Annotated in this window: 17 protein-coding genes; 11 read left to right on the forward strand and 6 right to left on the reverse strand. The window is 68.2% G+C overall.

What is annotated here, in order from left to right:
* The 6 genes from NN2_RS19075 to NN2_RS19100 all read left to right on the forward strand — a co-directional run.
* Positions 1-621 (forward strand): VWA domain-containing protein (locus tag NN2_RS19075; RefSeq protein ID WP_156511370.1); only part of this gene is annotated, 621 nt, incomplete at its 5' end.
* Positions 622-696: 75 nt separating this feature from the next.
* On the forward strand, positions 697-1,596 hold the full coding sequence (locus tag NN2_RS19080) for a hypothetical protein (protein WP_063015318.1): 900 nt from the start codon (positions 697-699) through the stop codon (positions 1,594-1,596).
* A 102-nt stretch (positions 1,597-1,698) separates the two neighbouring features.
* The gene (locus NN2_RS19085) at positions 1,699-2,592 is read left to right on the forward strand and encodes a hypothetical protein (RefSeq protein WP_063015319.1); all 894 of its coding nucleotides are present in this window, start codon (positions 1,699-1,701) and stop codon (positions 2,590-2,592) included.
* Positions 2,593-2,919: 327 nt separating this feature from the next.
* Positions 2,920-3,684 carry a hypothetical protein gene (locus NN2_RS37255; RefSeq protein WP_063015320.1) on the forward strand — a complete coding sequence of 255 codons (765 nt, stop codon included), beginning with the start codon at positions 2,920-2,922 and terminating at the stop codon, positions 3,682-3,684.
* 107 nt (positions 3,685-3,791) lie between these two features.
* Positions 3,792-4,223, forward strand: coding sequence for a hypothetical protein (locus NN2_RS19095; RefSeq protein WP_063015321.1), 432 nt, complete (start codon positions 3,792-3,794; stop codon positions 4,221-4,223).
* 616 nt (positions 4,224-4,839) lie between these two features.
* A complete protein-coding gene (locus NN2_RS19100) occupies positions 4,840-6,333 on the forward strand; it encodes an ATP-dependent nuclease (RefSeq protein ID WP_063910811.1) in 1,494 nt (497 codons plus the stop codon).
* A 90-nt stretch (positions 6,334-6,423) separates the two neighbouring features.
* Here the strand turns inward: NN2_RS19100 and NN2_RS19105 are convergent, their stop codons facing one another.
* The 6 genes from NN2_RS19105 to NN2_RS36395 form a co-directional block, all read right to left on the reverse strand.
* Positions 6,424-7,923, reverse strand: a complete 1,500-nt coding sequence (locus tag NN2_RS19105) for a cutinase family protein (protein WP_082857099.1) — start codon at positions 7,921-7,923, stop codon at positions 6,424-6,426.
* 152 nt (positions 7,924-8,075) lie between these two features.
* Entirely contained in the window at positions 8,076-9,086 is a 1,011-nt protein-coding gene (locus NN2_RS19110; protein ID WP_063015324.1) for a C40 family peptidase, read from the reverse strand.
* A 4-nt stretch (positions 9,087-9,090) separates the two neighbouring features.
* On the reverse strand, positions 9,091-10,095 hold the full coding sequence (locus tag NN2_RS19115) for a replication-relaxation family protein (protein ID WP_063015325.1): 1,005 nt from the start codon (positions 10,093-10,095) through the stop codon (positions 9,091-9,093).
* 83 nt (positions 10,096-10,178) lie between these two features.
* Complete coding sequence (locus NN2_RS19120; RefSeq protein ID WP_063015326.1) at positions 10,179-12,668, reverse strand: helicase HerA domain-containing protein; 2,490 nt, start codon at positions 12,666-12,668, stop codon at positions 10,179-10,181.
* Positions 12,665-13,657 (reverse strand): TRM11 family SAM-dependent methyltransferase, encoded by a 993-nt coding sequence (locus tag NN2_RS19125; RefSeq protein ID WP_063015327.1) that lies wholly within the window; start codon positions 13,655-13,657, stop codon positions 12,665-12,667. Before NN2_RS19125 ends, NN2_RS19120 begins: the two co-directional genes overlap by 4 nt.
* Positions 13,658-13,738: 81 nt before the next feature.
* Positions 13,739-14,341 carry a hypothetical protein gene (locus NN2_RS36395; RefSeq protein WP_063015328.1) on the reverse strand — a complete coding sequence of 201 codons (603 nt, stop codon included), beginning with the start codon at positions 14,339-14,341 and terminating at the stop codon, positions 13,739-13,741.
* 535 nt (positions 14,342-14,876) lie between these two features.
* On the opposite strand from NN2_RS36395, the gene NN2_RS19135 reads away from it, so the two are divergent.
* The 5 genes from NN2_RS19135 (at position 14,877) to NN2_RS36400 (ending at position 22,576) form a co-directional block, all read left to right on the forward strand.
* Positions 14,877-15,770: a hypothetical protein gene (locus NN2_RS19135; RefSeq protein ID WP_156511371.1), complete on the forward strand. Its 894-nt coding sequence runs from the start codon at positions 14,877-14,879 to the stop codon at positions 15,768-15,770.
* Positions 15,761-16,168 (forward strand): pilin, encoded by a 408-nt coding sequence (locus NN2_RS19140; RefSeq protein WP_245658772.1) that lies wholly within the window; start codon positions 15,761-15,763, stop codon positions 16,166-16,168. The genes NN2_RS19135 and NN2_RS19140 overlap by 10 nt, the downstream gene beginning before the upstream one ends.
* Before the next feature lie 171 nt (positions 16,169-16,339).
* Entirely contained in the window at positions 16,340-18,070 is a 1,731-nt protein-coding gene (locus NN2_RS19145) for a TrbL/VirB6 family protein (RefSeq protein WP_063015330.1), read from the forward strand.
* Positions 18,067-21,126 carry a PrgI family protein gene (locus NN2_RS38975; protein WP_063910809.1) on the forward strand — a complete coding sequence of 1,020 codons (3,060 nt, stop codon included), beginning with the start codon at positions 18,067-18,069 and terminating at the stop codon, positions 21,124-21,126. The genes NN2_RS19145 and NN2_RS38975 overlap by 4 nt, the downstream gene beginning before the upstream one ends.
* Positions 21,127-21,532: 406 nt before the next feature.
* A complete protein-coding gene (locus NN2_RS36400) occupies positions 21,533-22,576 on the forward strand; it encodes a site-specific integrase (protein ID WP_082857101.1) in 1,044 nt (347 codons plus the stop codon).
* The last annotated feature ends 109 nt before the right edge of the window (positions 22,577-22,685 follow it).

Genomic DNA, 22,685 nt, shown 5'->3' on the forward strand with positions numbered 1-22,685 from the left:
GGCCGGTTGCGGATGCGCGGGGCGATGGCACGCGAGGCCCAGCGCGCGGCCGGGGCGATGCCGACCGCCGAACCGTTCACCCGCACCACGCGGCGCGCCACCCCGATCCCGCCGCTGCGGGTCGGCATTGCCTGTGACGTGTCGGGGTCGATGTCGGCCTATGCCGCACCGACCGCCTCAGCTGCCTGGATCGTCGCCCAGGCCGCTGAACTCGCGACCATGCCCGCCGCGACGGCCACGGTCACCTTCGGCTCGAGGGTTTCGCCGATCACCTACCCAGGCACCGCACCCGCCCGTGTCACCGAGTTCACCTGCCCCGACGCCGAGGAAGCGCTCGACGACGCGATCGACGCCCTCGACGGCGCGCTCGCGCTGTCTCGCCCGGAGACCACGAGGCTGCTGGTGATCATCTCCGACGGCTACTACGGCGGCCCCCGCCGCCGACGCGCACAGCAGCGGATCGACCGGCTGCGCGCCACCGCGTGCGCGGTGCTGTGGCTGGCCCCCGACATCGAGTACCGCCGCCCACTGGCCAACACCACCGCGCACGTCATCGGTGACCCGACCACCACCGCCGCCGCTATCGCCAAGGCCGCCGTCACCGCTGTACGCAACGCCTGACCCCCCTCCCGGGCGCGGTACAGCGCCGCGCCCGGGGGACACCGAAACACCCTCGATCACAAGGAGATTCGCACCATGACCCGCGACACCTTCGACCCCGACGACACCCTCGCCGAGTTCCGGGCCACCCGCCACACCATCGCCGAGGCGATCACCGCCTACAACCGCGACGAGCACCGCATCGAACGCGCCAGCGAGGCCGCCGACCACCACGACCGGCTCGAAGAGCTCTACCGCGACACCAGCGACCTCATGGCCGCCCTCGACACCCACCTCACCACCGGCGGTCCGCTGCCCGTCGCCTGGGCCCGCACCGCCCCCGCACCGCACACAGCAACCGAAACCAGCACCGCCACACACGAATCGAGGCACCCCGCCATGACCGAGCACCGCAATCACGACCTGCACGACTACGACCTCGACCCCGCTCACCTCGACGAGGTCACGGTGAGCGAGCTGCGCGATGCCCGCGACCGGGCCGCCTCCGTCGGGGATCTGGTGTGCGCCCTGCGGGCGGACAACGCCCTCGAAGATCGAGACGCGTCGGGCCCGACCGGCCGCCGCCGCACCTGCCGCGCATGCCGCGACTGGGCCGACCACATCCACGACCAGCTCACCGGCGAGATCATGCGTGTGGACCGCTGGGCCGCCGATTTCACCGGCGAGGATGTCGTCACGGCCGCGACGATCGCCGCTCAGGTGTTCGCGCTGGCCTCGGTGGCAGCGCCCGGCCAGTGGCAGGAGCTTCCCGAGGGCGAATACCGGATCACGGTCGAGGTGAACACCACTGCCTACGACGTGATCGTGCCCGGCGACGAACCCGGATGGGACGGACAGCCCCGCTCGCCCTACATCGACTCCTTCCGGCCCGGACCGGCCGGGTGCCTGATCCTGCCGGTCATCCACGCCACCGCCCGCGCTACCGCCGCTCTGATCGAGGCCCGCCGCTATCTCACCGCACGCTCGCACCGCTGACCCGCACGCCGTCCGCCCTCGCCGCCCCGCCCAAAGGGGCGGCGGGGGACCGGCACCCACCACGCCAGACGAAACATCCCAGCACGGAAGGAACTCACCACCATGACCACACACCCGCCCACCGATCCCATCGCCGATCTCGACGCCCGCCTGGACGTCGCGCACGCGATGCCCGGCGGCCCGGCCCGTGAACGGGCCATCACCGAGGCCGCCCTCGCTGCGGTCGTCACCGAGATCGGCCGCCGCGCTCCGAGCGTGCACTATGTCGAGTTCGACTGGGCCCCCTACGGCGGGCTCGACGCGTACGCCTTCCTCGACAGCCGAGGCAATGAGATCGAGGTCCCTGGCCTCGCCGGCGACCTCGCCCAGTGGACCACGGATCTGCGCTCCCCGGACATGGCCGCCATGATCCCGATCTCCCCGCGCGGCCCATTCCTGCTCGACCTCCAAGCCCCGCAGCCCTTTCCGGCACCTGCCGGACATAGCTCCCCTGCACCGGCCGACTCGATGGCCGTTGCCGAATCCACGGGCACGATGCGCGGTGCCCACTGCCCGGTCCAGTTGGGGGACGAGGTCATCGACGTCGACGCACCCGATCTGCGGGCGGTGGTGACCACCTTGCGTTGTCGGCACGGCATCCTCCACGAGTGCGAGGTCGAATGCGCGCGGAGAGGACGCGTCTGGGTCCTGCCGTGGGAGTTGCTGCCAGCCGACGGCGCGAGTGAGCGATGGCACGAGCAGATGCGCACGCTCTACGCACTCCAGCGCGCCCACACCAGCGATCTCGTGCGTCAAGACAGCCACGCGCTGGCCGACCGAGCCGAGGTCCTGTCACGCACCCTCGCCGCCATGGCCGTCACATTGCGGCTGCGGCAACTCCCGGAACCTGACAGTGTGCGCACCGAATTCGCTGCCCGTGACATCGACGAGGCACTGCAACGACTCAGTGAGCTGCACACCGAACTGGCTCGCCTCGACGAGTTCCGACTCGACTGACCATCTTCGGCAACACCGCCGCCACCGCCTTACCGGCGGTGGCGGCTTCGCTCTGATATCGCGGGAGAAATGGCGAGAAAGTCGAGACGAGTCGAATTCGACTCCAACAATGAAATTCCGCCCCCAGAACCACGAGAAGAAATTCTGATCGCATTATTTTCCTATGCACCGCTTGACATTGTCACCGGTATCGAGCGTTCATAGACGGGGAACACCGCCGCATCAGCCCGGAATCGGGTGATACGGCGGGGTTCCCGTCCCGGCCGGGGCATGATCCGCACACCCGCGAATTCCCTCGTATTCCCCAGTTTTCAGGGAGGAACTGTCATGTCCGCACGAAAGAAAAACACCCCGAAACGGGCGGCGAAAAACACCGCCCAAACCACGCCCGCACCGGCCACGAAACCGCCAGCCGATGCGCCGGTACTGCGCACCGACAGCGAGAAAGCGTTGTGGACCGCGCTGTGTGAATCCCCCGGAAACACCGCCACCGGGCTGGCGGGCATCGCCGGAATCGCGGGCTCCACCGCCCGGCGCATCCTGTCCGGCTGGGCCGCCGCCGGTGCCGCGCGCCGCGACCGCGACCCCGACAATCCCCGCGCCGCCGAACACTGGTCACCCACCGCCCCGGCCGAACCGGTCACCCCGACCGACACGACCAGCGAACCCGACACGGCGCAATCGGACGCGGCGACGGAGCAGGGGAGCGACACCGCCCCCACAGCAACAGGATCCACCGACGACACCCCCAACGCTGCCGACCCCGCCACCGGTACGCAGGCACTGCAGGAACCCGCCGCAGCGGCCCACACGGGCACCGAAGCCGCCGCCGCTACCCCCGACGCCCAACCCGATGTAGCAGCGGCGCAGGAGGAGTCACCGCAGCGGCTGGCTCCGGGTGCGTTGCGTGGGGAAGTCGAGGATCATCTGCGCGATTCTCCCGGCACGGAATTCACTCCGCACGAGATCGGGAAAGTGTTGGGGCGCAGCAGCGGCGCGGTACACAACGCGCTGGTCAAACTCACCACGCTGGGCACCGCCCGCCAGACCTGCACCCGGCCCAAGAAGTTCGCGCTGGCTCCCGGCCAGTGACCTCGGTGGCGGTGCGCCGCACCCGCCACACGGCACCGGCGCACCGCCACCCACCAGACCGAACCGATTCCGTTCGCCTCACATTTCGAGAAAGGTTCTCACCGGTCATGAACGCCCACACCCACACCGCCGCCAGCCAGGCCGCTCTCGCGGTCGCCTTGCACGAGGTGTTCGACACCTCCACCCACACCCCCGACAGTTTCGAACTGTGGGGAGCCATCGCTGAGGAAGCCGTACGCCACCTCACCGCAGCGGCGCCCACCTCGCTGCCGCAATCGCTGGCGGTGTTCACCGTGTACCGCAAACTGCGCACCGACGCCTGCTTCTACCCCGGCACCGGCCGGATCGAGGTCACCAGCGGGCCCCTGACGGGGACGTCGTATCCCGACTTCGACCGCGCGGCCACAGCCGTGGCCAGCCACCATGCCGTCGCCGGGACCGTGTCCGGCCCGGCCGTCGACCTGCCGACATGGAGGCTCAACAGCGCCGCCCACCTGCCGGGCCCGTTCGCCCACGCCCTGCACACTGCCACCAGCTGACCGCAGCGAACCCAACCCGATGGCCGGTGGGGCCGAGAAGGACACCTTCTCGGCCCCACCGGCCATTTCGGTGCGCGCCACAATGCCCGGGATCGGCCGCGTCGCAACCGCATCCGATCCGGGCCGAACGCTGTTGCATTCGAACATGTGCGACAACAGGTTGGAACCAGACACGCGATAATCCACGAATCAGCCCGCGCCCGGGTCGGTCACCGGTCGGCACCGGAGCGGCCCCACCGTGCGGCGCCTCCGTCGGCAGTCCCGCCGGTGCAGCCCCACCACCGGCCGAATGACCCGCCTATTTGACCGATAGGAGGAAGGCATTCGTTTGATGCGATATTCGACGGACGACTTGCGTGGTGTGTGACTGGAGTTGCGTGTCGGTGAGGTCCGCTCTGTCCTCGATCAACCCCGTGCCTGCATTGTGACCGCGCGGTGTCGACCCCCGAGGGAGGCGCTTCCCCTGGCGTGCCGCACCCATCGATACTCGCCCCAGGCATCATCTAGCTAGCACAGCATTCGGTTACCGGTGCTATTCGTGTTGTCTGGCGGTGGAAAGATGGGGAGATTGGTTGCCGGTGACCTGGCAGAGGCTGGTCGCGCCCGAGGAGAGTTCATGGACGAGTACTACCGGAGCGAGATCCGTCCGAGTGAGATCAGCGGCTTGGAGGAGAAGGTCTCAAAGGGAAGTTACGGCAAGTATCTGAAGCGGGTCACCCTGCGTAAAGTGCGCGGATTCACCGATCGCACTGTGACTTTCGACTTTCCCGTCACCGCCGTCGTCGGTCCGAACGGCGGCGGCAAGAGCACTGTGCTCGGTGCTGCTGCTTTGGCATACAAGAGTGTTTCGCCTGGGCGCTTCTTCGCCAAAGGGGGCAAGCACGACGCGAGCATGCAGAACTGGTCGATCGAATACGAGGTGATCGATAAGGGGCTGAGCCCCCGACGAACTGTTGCCCGTACGGCGCGTTTCAAGGAGTACCGGTGGAGTCGTGACTCCGTGCTCGACCGTGAGGTGAAGGTCTTCGGGGTGGATCGCACGCTCCCAGCGACAGAGCGTGCCCAGCTCAAGAAGGCTGCGAGGGCGGCATTTTCGGCACTCAAGCAGGAGCAGCTGCACCCGGAGGTAGCTGCGTACGTCGCGCGGATACTCGGCAAGCCGGTTCACGGCTTCGAACAGCTCTACGTTGACCAGGCTGGTAACGTCACGTTGTTCTCGGGTCGCACGCAAAATGACGTCGAGTACACCGAGTTCCATTTCGGGGCAGGCGAGGCCAGCGTCATCCGGATCGTCGCCGAGGTCGAGGCGGCCCAGGACGGTTCGATGATTCTGATCGAGGAGATCGAGAACGGCCTGCATCCGGTCGCGACACGACGCATGGTCGAGTACCTCATCGGTGTGGCCAAACGTAAAGGTTGCCAGGTCGTCTTCACGACCCATTCCAACGACGCGCTCGCCCCATTGCCACCGAAGGGTATCTGGGCGGCCTACGACGGCGAGGTTCTCCAGGGAAAACTCGACGTCCGAGCGCTGCGCACGATCACCGGTCAGATCGATGCCAAACTCGCGATCTTCGTAGAAGACAAGTTCGCCGAAACGATGGTCATCACGGCCTTGCGGGCTCATGGCGGGGTCGAGCTGGAGGCGGTGAAAGTGCACAGTATGGGCGGGGCCGATCCTGCAATCCAAGTCCACCAACAGCACAACCTCGACCCGACCAGGCAGTTCACATCGGTTTGCGTTCTCGACGGCGACCAAGCAGAGCGGGCGAGCAAGAGTGACCTCATTTTTTGTCTGCCAGGTGATGGCTTGCCAGAGGCACATGTACTCGATCGGGTCATGCAACGGCTGGAGGTGGTTTCACCCAAGCTTGCACTTCGATTGCAGCTGACCACGCATGACCAGGAGCGCGTCAAAAAGGTGGTACAAGAACGAGCCCTGACCAACTGGGACCGGCACGTCATATGGGAACAGATCGGCGATGAGCTCGATTTCCAGGCCGGCAGCATCGTTGCGGGCGCTTTTCTAGCCACATGGGCTGAGGAATTTCCGGACGAGGTCGCTCATCTGGTGGATAATCTCGGCGACCTCCTGCCGAAACGTGGATAGCGGGTCTGCGCGACCACGCCGCTTACTCCTGATCTGGGCATGACCTCGGTATCAGCGATTGTCGAATGTGAGTTCGGATAAAGCCTCTGCTCATTTGGTCGTGTCGATTTGGTTGATCAGCCAATCCAGCGCTTGCCCGAGGCCGGTGGTGTAGCCGTTCTGGTGCACGCCCGAGGTGGCGAATCGGGTCGCGTCGCCGCTTTGGCGGGCCAGGTCAGCGAGGGCGGTGCTGGTGTCGGGGGTTGTGGTGGCGGTGAAGGTGTGCGCGAGCCCGGCCAGGTGAGTGCCGGCGTCCCCTGTCAACGCGCTCGCCGCGGCGGCGGCGAGGTCGGCCGCGACCGGGACGAGCCCCGACAGTGCGAGGGCGGCTCCGGCAGGGTTGCCGGTGACGAGTTTTTGTGCTGCGTTCCAGGCGATTTCCTGGGCTTGGCCGATGTCGGTGGCGAGGCGTGCGATGTCGAGGCCGGCCAGGATGTTCACGATCTGCGACGCGACGTTGGTCCACCCGGAGGTGTCGAGCGGGGCGGCGAGGGCCAAGGCGCGGGCAACCAGGTGCAGGTCGATCCGGTCGGCCATCTGGACCAGCGGCGCGAACTGATTGTTCAGGTCTCCCGAGATCTGGTGCAGGCCGGGAAGATTGCCGCTGGCGATCAACGCGGGCAGCTGAGCGAGGTCGGTGCCGATCGCGGGTAGGTCTGCGGCGAATCCGGACAGCCCGGAAAGGACGGTGACCACCTGCCCGATGATTTCGGACGGATCGAGCCCGGCGAACGAACCCGACGCGTCCAGGCCCGAGTCCGGGGCCGCTGGCGAGCTGGTCGCCGGGGCCGTTGTGGGAGTCGTGGTCTGGTCCGGGCTGGGGGTCGTGGCGGTGTCGGTGCTGGTGGGGGGAAGGTCGGTGCCGGTGAAGGCGTGGCCGAGGGCGGCGAGGGCGGGTGAGGCTTGCGGTGTGGTGGAGCAGTAGATGTCGCCGGTGGCGCAGACGGTGCGGACTCGGTTGGTGAGTGTGCCGAAGTCGTGCTGGCGGGGGCCGGCGATGCCCTCGCCGGGTGATGGCGTCCCGAGCTGCGGGGTGTCGGAGTTGCGGCGTGGATCGGAGATCAACGCGACCGCCACGATCCGGGACGCGGCAATCGGGCCGCGGTTGTTGCCGATCTCGGTGGCGAGGTCCCCGGCGATGTCGGCGCCTTGAGAGTATCCGGCCAGCACCACCCGCGTGGACGAGCACAACCCGCGCAGAAGCGTCGACAGGTTTTGTCTGCCTGCGGTTTCGGAGGTGCCGTACGGGACCGCCGAGGCCGGGTAGGAGAGCGTGCGCACCTCGATGTCGGAGCCGTACCGCTGGCGAAGGCCCGCTCCGATCGGGGCGAGCATCCCCCCGAGCTCATCTGGGGCTTCCCCGGTGCCTGGGACGAGCACGGCTGTCCATCGGGGACAACTCGCTGGACCCGATACCGGAGTAGCGGTGGCCGCCCCGCAGACCAGTACGGACACAGCGGTCACCACCGCCGCGACAACGGCGCAGATCAGAGTGGGGGCGGCGCAGCGGGTGCGAGCGCGTCGGTGCGTGGGGGCGGTCGTGGGTGTCATGGCGGACCTCCTGGTCTGTCGGTCTTGCGGGCGTGGGTGGGGCTGGAGTGACGTAGGGCCGAGGGGCGGGTGAGGTTGCTCTCCCGGTGCGAAACGCGGTGTTACAGTGGGCGATCTCGCGCAGAGCGTGGTGGGCTGTCGCGGTGTACCGGTCAGCTATCGGCACCACCTCGCGTTGCGGGTGTGGCAGCGATTCGCGCGGTGGGGCGGACGGCGCCGTAGTAGTCATCGCCGTCGTATCTGTAGGCGCTGATCTGTACTGGCTGTCCGACGTCGGGTGCGTGGATCATGTGTCCTGCGCCGAGGTAGAGGCCGACGTGATGCACGTCGGCAGCGGTGCCGTAGAAGACGAGGTCTCCGGGTTGTAACTGGTTCTCCGGAATGCGGGGCCCGATGTTGACTTGGTCGTAGGTGGTGCGGGGCAAGGTGATTCCGGCGGCGGCGTAGGCGGCTTTGGTGAGCCCGGAGCAGTCCCAGCCGCCGTCGGCGAGCCCGTTGCCGCCCCACACGTAGGGTTGCCCGAGCTGCGCGCAGGCGAACGAGATCGCCTGCGAGGCAGCGGTATCGGCCGCGCTTGCGGCGTGGCAATCGGCGTTGTCGGGTGTGGGGGTGGCGCGGTAGCGGGCGGCTTGGTCGAGGACTTGGGTGACGTAGGTGTCGGAGTGGTTGTAGGCGAAAATCGCGCGGTGTAGGTCGGCGGGTGCTCCGGAGTCGCACAGGTAGTAGGCGGCGGCGTGGATGGCGTCGCTGGGGTTGTAGCGCGAGGGCGGGCTCGCTCCGCCGGCGGGCAGCTGGTGGCGGGTAGTGACGGCATCGAAGGTTGGGGCCAGGAATTGCATGAGTCCGCCTGCGCCGGCGAAGTTCTCGCCGTTTTGGGCGCCGGGGAGGGTGGAGCGGCCGTGGTCGGTTTCGACTTTCCCGATCGCTGCCAGCACCGACCAGTCCAGGCCGGGGCAATCGGCGGCGGCCTGCTGGTAGAGCACGAGTAGATCCGAGGGGATATCGGCACGGGCGAGTGGGCTGGGCGTACTCTGCGCGCCCGGCGACGACCCGGCCCCGCGTAGGGGCTGGCCGTAGATCACGACGGTGGTGACCACGGCGGCGATGACGACGACGAGGAACACGACCATTGCCGAGCCTGCCCCGAGTGTTTTGACCAGCATCAGGTCAGCTCTGGTGCTCGAACAGCGGTGGTGGTGCGGGGAGCATGATCTGTCCGCCGAGGGTGATGGGGGAGTCCTCGCTCTCGTCTTGCGGCGAGGGTGTGCGGCGCGGCCAGGCGTCGGCGAGTTCGTGCAGGTGCAGGCGGCGGGCGTGGGGCGAGTCGACGGGGAGCCATATGCGGTCGGCGGGGCTGGGATGGGTGGCGGCGGTGTCGAGGTAGTCGGCGGCGGCGGTGGCCACGGGCACCGTTGTGGGGTCGGGCAGTGAGGCGGCGGTGTCGCGCAAGGCTTGGCGTGCGGCGAGTTCTCTTCGGCCGGTGGGCACCCAGAGCAGGACAGGAGTGATGATGCCGGTGGATCGGGCGAGCTCTGCGTAGCCGAGGAGTTTGGCGGCGACGCGGGTGAGGCTGGTGGTGGCGAGGTCGTATTCGAGGAAGAAGTCCAGGCGGGCCTCGTGGCGGGTGTAGCGGCCGTAGCCGTCGGGGCGCGCCAGGTCTCCCCAGAGGCGGCGGCAGCGCGATTCCGACCACCACGCAGCCACGGTGGCGTCGTGGTCGGTGGCGGTGATGGCGAGGGTGGTGAACCAGTCGTTGACGCCGAGGGTGTGGGTCAAATGCAGGCTGTGGGCGATGTCGAGGCGCCGGCGAGGGCGGTAGCCCAGCTCGCGGACCTCGGCGCCGGCTTCGGCGGCGAGGACGCCGGCGCCGTCGGGGGCCAGCACCCAATGCCACGGTGCGCTGCCGGAAGTCGTGAACGGCCGGAATCGGTCCACGACGCGTTCGCGGTGCAGTGCCGCCAGCCGGCGGCGAGCGAGGTTGCGGGTGGGGAAGGCCAATGCGGCGAGCTGGTTGGTCGTCAGCACGCGATGCTCATGCACCATCCGCAGGATCCAGCGATCGCGGTCGGTCAAACGAGCCACCAACCGCAGCGAATCGGCGACCGGTAATCCGGTCTGGACGGTGCGCGGTGCCCGCAGATCTGCTTGCCGGTCGGGGCGCGTGATCACCATGAGAGACGGAAACCTTTCGGACACAAAGGGGGCCATCCCGGCCGTGCGGGCGATCGCCCGTGACGTGACTGGCCGGTAAGCGACTAGAGGCGGGGATCGCCGAGATCGGAGGAGGACGTGGCGTCGTCACCGGTGGTGGCCGACGATTTCGACGGGTCGTCGGTGACGTGGTGGCCGGGCCGGGTGGTGTGCCCGGCGCGTGCGGCGGCGGCGATCTGGCGGGCGCGGCCGGGCGTCGGTGGTGGCAGGGGCTCGGTGGTGAGGGTGAAAGGCCGGGCTTGCTGGCCATGGACGAGCAGGCGCGCGGCAGCGTGGAAGGCGTCGAGGTGGGTGAGGTCGTGTTCGGACAGCCACGGGCTGGTGTGACGGGCCAACTCGCGGGCGTCGTCGGGAGAGACCGCGAAGATGATTTTGTTGCGGGCGTTGGCGGAGATGCCGTCACGCAGATCGCGCGGGAGCTGGGCGAGGTTCTGGTGGGCGAGCAGTAGCGACAGGTGCAGGCCGCGGGCTTCGGCGAGCATGTCCTCCACCGGTGTGGACAGGTTGAGGAAGTTGTGTGCTTCGTCGAGGACCAGGGCGGCGTCGGCGCGGTCGTTGGCGGGCTGACGGGCGCGGGCGGTGGCCGCTTGCCAGGTACGGGCGACCAGCAGGGACCCGACCAGGCGGCTGGTCTCCTCGCCGAGGGAGCCTTTGGGCAGGCGGGCGAGGCAGATCCCGCCGTGGTCGAGCACGTCGGCAAACTCGACAGTGGAGGGTCCGGCGGCGATCGCGGCCCGCACGAACGGCCGCAGCAGGAAGGCACGGAGTTTGTTCAGTAGTGGCCCGATGACTTGGGCGCGGGCGGCGTCGGAGAGTTGTTCGTAGCCTTCCCAGAATCCGCGCAGGACGGGGTCGCTGGTGGTGCGGGTGACGCGGGCGCGGAAGGCGGGTTCGGTGAGCAGGCGGGGGAGGTCTTCGAGGGTGGCGGTGCCGGGTTGAGCGCAGAGGGTCAGGAGGCTGGCGCGCATGACGTCGTCGGTGCGTGGCCCCCACCATTGGGCGAACACTCGCCGGAAAATGGTCACCAGGTTGTCCACGGCGAGATCCAGTCCCGCGTGGCCGTGTTGGCTGATATCGAGAGGGTTGATGCACGGGGGCGGGGCGGGGGAGTCGGCGTCGAACAACACCACCCGGTCGGCGAAGCGGCGCGGCAGCCGCGACAGCACATCGGTCACGAGATCGCCTTTGGGGTCGATGACGATCAGTCCGCGTTCGGCCTCGGCGTCGGCGAGGATCGTGCGGGCCAGCAGGGTCGATTTGCCGACCCCGGTGGGGCCGAGGATGTGCAGATGGTGGCGGGCGTCGGCGATGCGCACCGCGACCGGGCGGCGGCTGGCGGTGTCGGCGAGGCCCAGCGGTTTGGTGTGCTCGCCGCTGGTCGGGATCTCCGGCGCCGGCGCCAGCGCGCGAGCGCCGGCGCGTTGCAGACCGGGCAAGCCCTCCTCGGTGGGCAAGTGCGCGAAGGTGGCCAGCTCGGGCACCGACAGCACATCACCACGCCCGAGCCGCCGCTCACCCAATGCGAGGGCGAGGCGCCAGCAGCGCCGCCGCTGGTAGTAGTTGTGATCGGCACATGCCCCGAACACCGTCGCCAGCGCGTCGGCGCGGCCCCGCGCCACCCGCCGCGCCTCGGCCACACCCGCCTGTTCGTCGACGGGGACCGATGCCGCGTAGCGGATGAGGGTTTCCCAGTGCGGGCCACGCGCTTTCGTCGCGGCGGCTCGCGCCGCAGAGGCGAATTCCATCGCGGTCTGCTGGTCCGACGGTGGCTTGCTTTCGCGCGAGGAGCGAGAGTTGCCGGGGGTGAGGACGTCGAGCAACTCCCGCGCCAGCCCAATCGCCAGGCCACCGCGTGTGCGGTCGGAGCGTGTAGCGCGGGCGACGCGGCGGCCGGTGACCGGGCGAGCAAGGACCTGCACGCATGCGCCCTGACCAGGACCGAGATCATCGGCGGCGGTGATCAGATCGCGGACGAGGTCGCCGGCGTGGTCGGTGCGGATCGGAAGTGCTTCGCGACGCCCCAGCCGCAACTGCCCACCGGCCAGCACCCTTCGCGTCCCGGCAGGGCGAGGCAGGGGCGGCTCGGTGCAATCCTGGGTGTCGGTGTGCGCGCCGGGCCACGCCGAGGCGATCGCCCGCTCCACCAGACCCGGAGGGACACTGCCGGAGACCCAGAACCGGATCGCGGCCCCGTCTTCGGGTGTGATCGTGTATTCCAATCCCAGATGCGGCTGCCCGAACAGGGTGCGCCGCCAGGCGGGCCGTAGTTGCCCGGTCAGGTGCAACCAGACCGCGGTCGCGGCCTTCGAGTCGACCTGCGGCGGAGTCATCACCGTGATCAGGCGAGCCCCCACACCCAGCCGGCGCCGCCGTACACCTGCGAGCAGCCGCACCACCATGAGCACCCCTACCACTGCGGTGATCGCCGGGATAGCCAGGGGGGACACGAGTGCGTGGGCAAGATCGTGCAGCGCCTCGCCGGGGGCGAGAAGCAATCGGGTCAGCCACCCGTGTGTGGTGACCGGTGTGCTCATGCGGCGTCCCGGTACTGCTCGAAGGTTTCCTGGCCGATCACCGGCAGCGGTGATGTAGGCTCGGGGTCGCGGCGGAAACCATTGCAGGACAGCCTGTTTCGTGCGTCGTCGCGTTTTTGTAGGACGATGACGTCTTCGTGGGCTATCAGATGCATCGGCAGCCCCGCGCGGCGTTGTTTGACGATGAAGTCGCGCTGGAAGAACGAGCTGCGGGCGACAAGCTCTCCGTCGGACAGGCGCCCCAGCAGCGCGACGCACCGCTCAACGGGGGTGAGCCCGGCCAGGGTGCCGCAGGTGATCAGATGAGCGGGCAGGTTGACCAGCTCGGCGTGCTGGCGCCACGGCCGTGCGGTGATCACCACATGCCCACCGGGAGCCAGGAACTCCGCGGCCCCGGTGAGGATGCGAGTGAATCCGGACAGCAGCCGGCCCAGGCCGACGTTGGCGAGGTTGCCGCGGTCGAGGACCGACCCGTAGCGGTGGTCGGTCTTGTGGACGCCTTCCCCGGCGCGCACGCGGACGTGGCCGTGGGTGGAGTCGCCGTAGGGCGGGGAGGTGATCACCAGATCCACCCGGCCCCGCAACCGTTCGGGCAGCAAGGTGGGCAGTTTGCGGGCATCGCCTTGGTGGACGGCGGCGTCGAGCTCGATTCCGGCGTCGCGGGCCAGGGCCAGGTTGGTGCGGGCCAGCTCGGCCCACCGCGCCTCGTACTCGACCCCTACCGCGCGGCGGCCCAGGTGCAGGGATTCGACGAGGGTGGTGCCGATCCCGCACATCGGATCCAGCACCAAATCTCCGGGGCGGGTGTATGCCTGCACGGCATGGGCCACGATGGCGGGCAGCATCTTGGCCGGGTGTTTCACGCTGTCGGGGTGATACCGGCCGCGCACACGCTGGGAGGCGGGCGCGACCTGGCCGGTCGCCCACACCGACACATAAGATCCGTGTCCGGTGGTGGCAGCGGGTCGGATGGTCGGGTCGAGAGTCATTTGTGTGTCCTTTGCGAGAGAGGCCGAGGCGAGGGAACGAGCGGCGAGTCGGGGTGTCTGAAGGGCAGAGCCGGGCAGTGATCAGCGCTGTAAGGCGGGGGCGGACTCGGGCCGCAGGAACACGAGAAGATCGATGTGCGCGACCGTGTGCCGGACGGAAACGACTGGCGCGTCGGGGCCGGTGACGGTGTCGCCGTGCAGGGGCGCGGCGATGATGTGCTGGAGGTAGAGCAGATCGGCGGCTTGGGCGGCGGCGACGGTCGCGCCGGCCGGATCCGAGAGGACACCGTCGTCGCTGTGACGGCAGCGGCTGAGCACGACCAGTAGTCCGCCCTCGCTCAATCGGGCATCGGCCAACTCCACGACACGGTCAACAGCAGCCACCGGATCCGAATTCAGGACGAGCAAACTCGCCAACACAAGCTCGTTGGCCCGGACTGAGCCGGAAACCCCGGACTCGATCCGCGCGGTCCGGTCGAGCCTGTCGACCGCGGTGAGCGCGGCGGCAGTGTCGGGCGCCATTACGGTCAGCGGTCCGCGCGTCGCAGGCGCGGGCCACGGCACCAGCAGCACTCGGTCGCCAGGGGCGCAGAACTCGGTTACAGCGCGTGACACGATCGGAGCGGGCCACCGATCATCGGGATCGATCGGATCGGTGCCCGCCGCCCACAGGGTCGAGGGCACCGCCCGAGTCGCTGTGGCGCGTGGGAACCCGGTGCGAGGAAATGGCTGCGAAGATTGCGCGGTCATACGGAGCGCTCCTACTCGGCGAAGAAATTCTGTGTCTACTTAATAAATTCCACGCAGACCCCAGTTTTTGGACAACGTCCAGCCGGAAAAGTGCCGGCAAGCACTAATTGAGCCTGATTTGCGAGCGCTGTAGTAGGCACGCCGAATTCATTCGCCGACCGCTGTCGAGTAATTTCTGAACAATTTTTCTACCGGTCGATCGAGGGGCGGCTCGGCGCCCTCCGAAACATCTCCAGAACACCTCCGCGCAATCACAATGCCTGGTAGATACGTCTGTTGCTCGGTGGTGTCGCGCAGACACAACCCGGTTCGCGGCGCAGCGTGTGTGGCCGCGCGGGGATGTTCCGGAGGGTGTTTGGAGGCTGTGCGGAGGTTGTTTCGAGGTGGGTTGGAGGTGGTTTGGAGAGTCGGTTCTGCTGTCCTTTCCGGGACGACAGTGTTCGTTGTTCATCGAGCAAGGGAGTTCCTGGTGACGAATTCGGAACACATCAATTTCCGGTGCCGGAAAGTAGCCGCTGAAAGGACGCCGCTCGAGGTGGTGTCCTCGGCGTTTGACCGCATCGCCGGAGAGCCGGTGGCCGCGGGCCCGCCCCCGCCACGCGGAGTCGCGGTCCGCACGTGGGGCGACGTAGGTGAGCAATTACGGGCCCCCGCGATGCCGGTCGACGCTGTCTGGAGCTGGCTGATCCAACGCGCCCGCCTGGAGTGGGGACAACCGGGGGGCCGGGCGGGCCTGGCGTGCGCCGGACTGGCGGTGCCGATGCTGGCCGGAATCACCGGCCGGTTCGCCGCACCCGGCAGCATCGACCGCGACGACGCAGAAGCCGAGATCATTGCCGGGTTCCTACGGCAGGTACGTGAGATCGATCTGCAGCCGCCGCGACTGTGGTCCCGGCTGTGGTCGGGGACCGTGCATGTCGGACGATCCTGGGCGCGACAGCAGGCGCTGGCACCACAGGCCATCGACCTCGACATCGATACAGCCGACGCGCGCCCGCCCATCACCCAGACCCCCCACGGCCACCCGGAACTGGTGCTGGCCGACGCGGTCGCCGAGGGAGTGATCACGGCCGAAGCGGCGGAATTGATCGCCGCAACTCGATGGGAGCGGCGCTCGATGACCTCGGTGGCCGAGCAGCTGCGCGGATCCCAGTCGCACTGGAAGGTCCGCAAACAACGCCAGCGCGCCGAAACCAAACTCGGCCCCTGGCTGGCCACGCGGATCGAGTCCCCGGATCCGGCACCGGACAGCACGGGTCATCAGACCGGTTCCTCCGCTCAGGTTCGATCCACCAGCAGCGGGCGCGGCCGGACCCGCACCGCACTGCAAGGCGGGCAGCAGGAGGTGCGGCGATGCGCATGAACCGCTTCCCCACACCGTTTTCCACCGTCGAGACCGTCTGGCGTCATGGCCGAACTCGGCGGTGGCACCGCACGGCGGCGTGTGTGGTGCTCGTCGCGCTGACGTTGCTGACGGTCGCGGCGGCAGGCCCGGCCTCGGCGCAGCCGGTCTCCCTGCTGGCGATCGCGTCCTCGCTGGATCAGGTGATCGACAACGCCCGCAACTGGCTGGTCGGTATCTCCAGCGCGGTGGCGACGGTCTGCCTGACCATCGCCGGCGTCCGGTACGTGATCGCCTCCGGGGACCCGGCCGAGGTCGAGAAATCCAAGTCCGCCCTGCGCGCGGCCTGCCTCGGCTACGCGCTGGCCATGCTGGCCCCGGTCATCGTCGCGGTCCTCAAATCCATCGTGGGAGCCTGACCAATGTCCGCCCCCACACGCCGACCCAAGGCCGCGGCGCCTCGGTGGCGAAGGATACGAGCCGCAACCGCGACGCTGACCCTGGCCGCAGGTCTGACAGCGACCGCCGTTGCGCAGGCGCAGCCACCGGTCACTCCGCCCTCGATCGTCCCGGCGCAGCCTCCGGTCACAATGCCACCCGCGCCCCGCTGGCACACCGAACCACCCACGACGACACCACCGTCCCCGTCGGCTCCCGTCTCGCCGGATCCGCAGACTCCGGTCGACCCGCAGCCTCGGCCCGACCCACGCACTCCGGTCGACCCCCCATCTCCGGTCTATCCGGGCACCGGGACTCCGCACGATTATCCGAGCGAGGGCGACTGCGGAGTCACCAACATCTCCGGGTGCGTCGCCGAGGCGGTCGACGGGGTCTTTCGCCGCCTGGTGACCTCGGCGTTGAACCCGCTGCTGAACCTGGTGTCGCACACCCTGCTCACCACCCCGGACCTGACCGCCCTGCCGCACGTGCGCCAGATGTGGGACTCCTCGTGGCAACTGGTGCTGGCCCTCTACGTGCTTGTGGTCATGGGTGCGGGGGTGCTGTTGATGGTGCGCGAGACCCTGCAAACCCGGTGGTCCTGGCGGGAGCTGGCGCCACGGCTGGTGATCGGATTCGTCGCCGGCGCGTTGAGCATGGCGCTGGCGACCGGAGCGATCCGGTTCGCCAACGCCCTCGCCGAAGCGCTGTCGGGCAACGGGGTCGACGCCGACTCCGCCGCCGCGGCCTTGCGCCAGCTGACCGACACCGGGCCGACGGGCGGGATCTTCATGCTGCTGCTCGGCGTCGCGCTCGTGGTGATCCTGGTCGTGCTGATGGTGGCCTACGTGGTGCGCATCGCGATCACGGTCATGCTGGTCATCGCGGCACCGCTGGCACTGATGTGTCACGCCCTGCCCGGTTTCGAGTCGATCGCGCGCTGGTGGTGGCGCTCGTTCGGGGCATGCCTGGCGATCCAAGTGGTGCAGTCGCTGATCCTGATCACCTCGCTGCGCGTGTTCCTGACTCCAGGCGACTGGTGGTTCTTCGGCCCGAATTCCCAGGGCATGGTCGACCAGATCATCGCGATCGCGTTGATGGGGATCCTGGTCAAAACCCCGTTCTGGCTGCTGTCGGTACTGCGGATCGGCCAAGGCCGCACCCTGGCCGGGTCGATCGTGCGCAGCTACATCACCTACAAAACCCTCGGCGCCCTCAAAGGCACCCGCACAGCGGCGACCTCCAAGCGGGCCGCGGCCAAGTCCGCTATTGCGCGCCGCCCACCCCGACCGGCCGACCCCTACGCCCGCGTGCGCGCCACCCGCGACGGGCAGCTGATGCTTCCCCTCGAAGGCGTCCACCGCGTCAAACGCCAACCGAATCCGGCTGCCGGACAACCCACCTCGCGCTCCACACCCGCGCCGACCCGCACACCTCGGGGCAAACAGTTGGCGTTCGACTTCGATCTGCCCGCGACTTCGGATCCGTATCGGGGGATCCGTCCCGGACGGGGCGGGCAGTATCCGCTGCCGATCCCTGTAGCGAAGGTGCGCCGACCGACCCCGCCACCGGAGCCCACCACACCGGCAGTTGCGAAACGAGCACCCGCGGGCAGCGCTCGGGGCAGGCAGCTGAGCTTCGACTTCGACCCGCCCGCTGCGCCGGACCCGTACGACCGTGTCCGGCCGCTGCGTAGCGGCCAGTACCCCTTACCCATCCCAGCGACCAGAGTGCGGCCCACCCCGAGACCGCCCACGCCCGTGGCACCGCCACTGTCGACACCGGGGCCGAAGCGGTCGGCGGGGCGGCAGTTGCATCTGCCGCTGCCCGATCTTCCCGTCCGCCGCCGCGTACCACGCACTCCCGGAAGGAGGCCATCATGACCACACCTGTGCGTATCCCCGCCGATGTCGAGCGCCGTGACCGGTTGATCGGACCGTTCACCGCCCGCCAGCTCGCCATCCTCGCCGCCACCGCCCTGCTGCTCTATCTGGCGTGGATGGCCACCCGCGCCGTCCTCGCGCCGCTGGCGTTCCTCGCCGTCGCGGCCCCGATCGCGACCGTGGTCACGGTCGCGATATCGACCACCCGCGACGGTCTGCCGGGCGACCAGCTGCTGGTTGCCGCGATCGGTCACAAGTTGCGAGCCCGCCATCTTGTGCGCGACGCCGGTCGGACAGAACCGATGCCGCGATGGGTCGCCGACCAGGCGATGCGGGGGCCCCGGCCACCGGTCCCGGCTACGTTGTCGACCGATGCCGTACGGCTGCCGCGCGCGGTCACCGGCAGTGTCACCGGGGTAGGGGTGGTGGACCTCGGCGCCGATGGGCTCGCGGTCGTCGCTGCGGCCGGCACCCTCAACCTCGCGTTGCGCACCCCGGCCGAACAGGACAGCCTCCTCGCACAGATCAGCGGCTGGCTGCACACGCTGCGCCAACCCGTCCAGATCCTCATCCGCTCCGCACGACTCGACATCACCACCCACCTCTCGGCCCTCGACGCCGCCACCGCCGACATGTCACCCCAGCTGGCCGCCGTCGCCCGAGACCACGCCGACCACCTCGCCGATCTCGCGGCCACCGAAAACCTCATCCAGCACCAGGTACTCCTGATCTGGCGCGAACCGATCCGCACACCCGACGCCCCAGCCCTATCACCGCTGATCCCGCGCCAGCGACGCTCCCTCGGACGAGCCTCGGCTGCCGCGCGCCGCGCCGCGGAGTCCCGGCTGGTGCGCCGCCTCAGCGAGGCCACCGATCTGCTCGCCCCGCTCGGAGTCAGCGTGACCGCCCTCGACGAGATCCAAGCCACCGCGGTCCTGGACAGCTGCTGCAACCCAGGCAGCCTCGTAGCGTCCTCGGCCGACATCGCCGGCCCCGACGAGATCATCACCGCCGCCGGCGCCCAGCACACCCGCGTCGGCGGCGTCGGCCTCGGCGCCGAGGAGGACGACGAATCCGGGGCGGAGGCTTTGAGTTTCGGGCCCGAGTCGCTGTCGATCCGGGCCCGGCACCTCGAGGTCGGCTCCGATTGGGTGGCCACTGTGGCGGTGACCGGGTTCCCGCGTGAGGTCACCTCCGGGTGGTTGACACCGCTTCTGTCGCATCCCGGCCGGCTCGACATCGCCGTGCACATCGACCCGATCGACCCGGTCACCGCCGCCGGGCGGCTACGTCGCCAGCTCGCGCGCCTGGAATCCTCGCGCCTGCACGACACCAGCCGGGGCCGGCCCCCCGACCCGCAAGTCGACGTCGCCGTCGAAGACGCCGCCGAACTGTCGGCCCGAGTGGCCCGCGCCGAGGCCCGCCTCTACAGGGTCGGTGTCTACCTGAGCGTGCACGCTGACTCCGAGACCGAGCTGGCCGACGAGGTCGCCGCGGTGCGGGCCCTGGCCGCGAGCCTGCTGGTGGACACCTGCCCGTTGAGCTTCCGTGCCGCTCAAGGCTGGGTCACCACCCTGCCGGTCGGACTGGACCTGATCCGAATACACCGCACCTTTGACACCACCGCCCTGGCCGCAGCATTTCCCTTCGACTCCCCACAGCTCCCGGTCACCGACCCCATCGCGGCCACGCAGCCGCGTGGAGTGCTCTACGGGCGCGACGCCGCCGCCGGGCTGGTGTTCGTCGACCGGTTCGCCCCGGAGGCCCACAACCACAACATGGTCGTGCTCGGCCGCTCCGGCGCCGGAAAGTCGTATCTGGCCAAAACCGAAATCCTGCGCTCGCTGTACCGGGGCATCGAACAAGTGATCATCGACCCCGAAGACGAATACCGGCGCCTGGCCGACGCCGTCGGCGGCACCCACATCCGCCTCGGCGCACCCGAGGTACGGCTCAACCCGTTCGACCTCGACATCCGCACCCGCCCCGACGGCTTCCGCACCGCCCCCTCCGACGCACTCACCCGCCGGAAACTGTTCCTGCACACCCTCATCCAGATCCTGCTCGGCGACCAGACCGCAACACAGCGAGCTGTGCTGGATACCGCAGTCACCGCCACCTACGCCGCCGCAGGCATCACCGACGACCCCGCCACCTGGACCCGGCCCGCCCCCACCGTGAGCATGCTGCGCGATCAGCTGGACGGGCTCGACACCCCCGCCGCGCACGAGCTGGCCGCGGGATTGCATCCCTTCATCTCCGGGGGTGCCTACGCCGGACTGCTCGACGGCCCCACCACGACCGACCCCCACGGGGGACTGGTGGTGTACTCGCTGCGCGACCTGCCCGACGAACTCAAAACCATCGGCACCCTTCTGGTCCTGGACGCGACCTGGCGGCGCGTGTCCGACCCGGCCACACGACGGCCCCGCATGATCACCGTCGACGAAGCGTGGCTGATCATGCGCCAACCCGCCGGCGCCGAATTCCTGTTCAAGGCGGCCAAGAGCTTTCGTAAACACTGGGCCGGGCTCACCGTCGCCACCCAAGACAGCGCCGACGTGCTATCCACCGAACTCGGGCGTGCGATCGTCTCCAATGCCGCCACCCAGATCCTGCTACGCCAAGCCCCACAAGCCATCGATGAGGTCGCAGCCGCGTTCAAACTCTCCGACGGCGAGCAACGATTCCTCCTCTCCGCCGCCCGCGGCTCGGGTCTCCTCGCTGTCGGTGGCACGGACCACGCCGTATTCGCATCCCTGGCTTCGCCGACCGAAAACGCCTTGATCACAACCGATCCCAGCGAACTCACCACGCTAGATGATGAGGCCCGGGGCGGGGATGTCGACATCGATCTCAGTGTGCTGCCGTCGCTGCGACGACGCACCGGACCCTTCGGGGACAACGGCCTCGATAACGCCTATGTCGCCGATGGTAACGGACTCGACATCGAAGCCGAGCAGGGCGCAGTCGCCGACATGCACGCGAAGTTCGAGTCCGGCTTCATGTCCGTTAGCAACGATTTGTCCATCGATGCGCGGGAAGTGGAATTATGATTCGTTCACCACAAGCAGCGGTCGTCGCACTGCCATTGCCTCAATTCAACGACGGGCATGGATCGGCTTTTCCAGCCGCCCACATCGCTGTGTCGACTCTTGATAATTGGGGCAAGCTCGCTGACCGTTCAGCCCTCCGACATCTCGGCTGGCATAGCGGGCAACATGTTTCCCTAAGTATTGCCGAGGGCATAGTCGTGGTAGCCGAGAAACGAGGTAGTAGGCATGTCCTTGAAAGACACGGCTACTTGCGCCTTCCGGCGGAAACCCGAACCTGCGCACGGATCAACCACCATGACCGCCTGCTCCTAATCGCAATCCGTGACCTCCGCGGCCTTCTGATCTTCCCCCCAGGTCAGGTAGTCGCAGCGCTTAGGTCGTTCATCCCCCTTGTTCGGCACGGGCGATGACGGCGGGCGAGATCGAGGCAGCACGGCTGCTACTGGCCCGACTTGGTCTTCGCGCAGAAGACCTACTCGGCGACAACGGGGTCCATGACCGCCCTACGCCAACATTTGCGGACTACATTGGTCGGCTCCAATCTGCCTGTCCTGCAGGTACCTTGCGTACCTACGCGCCCTATTGGAACCGCATCGCAAACCTCTGGGGAGATCGGCAGATCACCGAACCGTCGCCGCTTGAGATCAGGGAAATCATCGAACAGTGCAAACGTGACGCAGTCGTCCGTCGGAACTCACGCGGCGGTCGCTCAGCCGCAGAACACATGGCGGGTGCTCTTCGTGCGATCTTTCGCCAGGCGCAGGCCGACGGGTACTTCACCTCTGCTGAGAACCCCGTGAGTCACATAGTCAAGCCGCGTCGACTTCCGAGTAACCGACACGCCCTTTCCGATAGGCTCCTGGCGGACATAGTCCAAGTGGTTGCCACGAGCGGCAACGATCCAGATCTCGACACGCTGATTCTCCGTCTGCATATCGAAACCGCTTGCCGCAGAGGCGGTGCGCTTGCGCTGCGGCCATGTGACCTCGACACAAGCCAGTGCCTCATCAAACTACGAGAGAAAGGGGATACGGTCCGCTGGCAACCCGTTACCCCCACACTGATGCAAGCGCTAACTCGCCACTGTGACCGTGGTGTGGCAGCAGACGAACAACTCTTGCGATATCGCAACGGAAAGCCCATCACCGGCCGTCGCTACGACTACATCTGGAAAAGAGTTGGCAAGCATCTGCCATCGGCAGCGACCCAGCAGATCACCGCCCACTGGCTTCGTCATACGACTCTCACGTGGGTCGAACGTCACCGCGGGTACGCGGTGGCACGAGCTTTCGCGGGTCATAATGACAGTGGCGCGGGGAACGTCGGCGCAACGCTCACCTACGTTCGTGCCTCACTCCACGAGGTAGCCGAAGCGCTTACCGCAATGACCGGCGAACCGCACCCACTCGTAAACGAAGACAGATCTGAAGCCGAACCGTTGGCCGCATGAACAGCCCTATGAGCGGTACTCCACCCAGATCGACGTTCCGGTGGTCGGCACCGATGAAGCCGTTGAGTATCTGCTCGACGAAAGCCGCAAAGCGGGCTAATCAGTTTGT

The sequence above is a fragment of the Nocardia nova NBRC 15556 genome, from assembly GCF_001613005.1.
Taxonomy (GTDB): Bacteria; Actinomycetota; Actinomycetes; order Mycobacteriales; family Mycobacteriaceae; genus Nocardia; species Nocardia nova.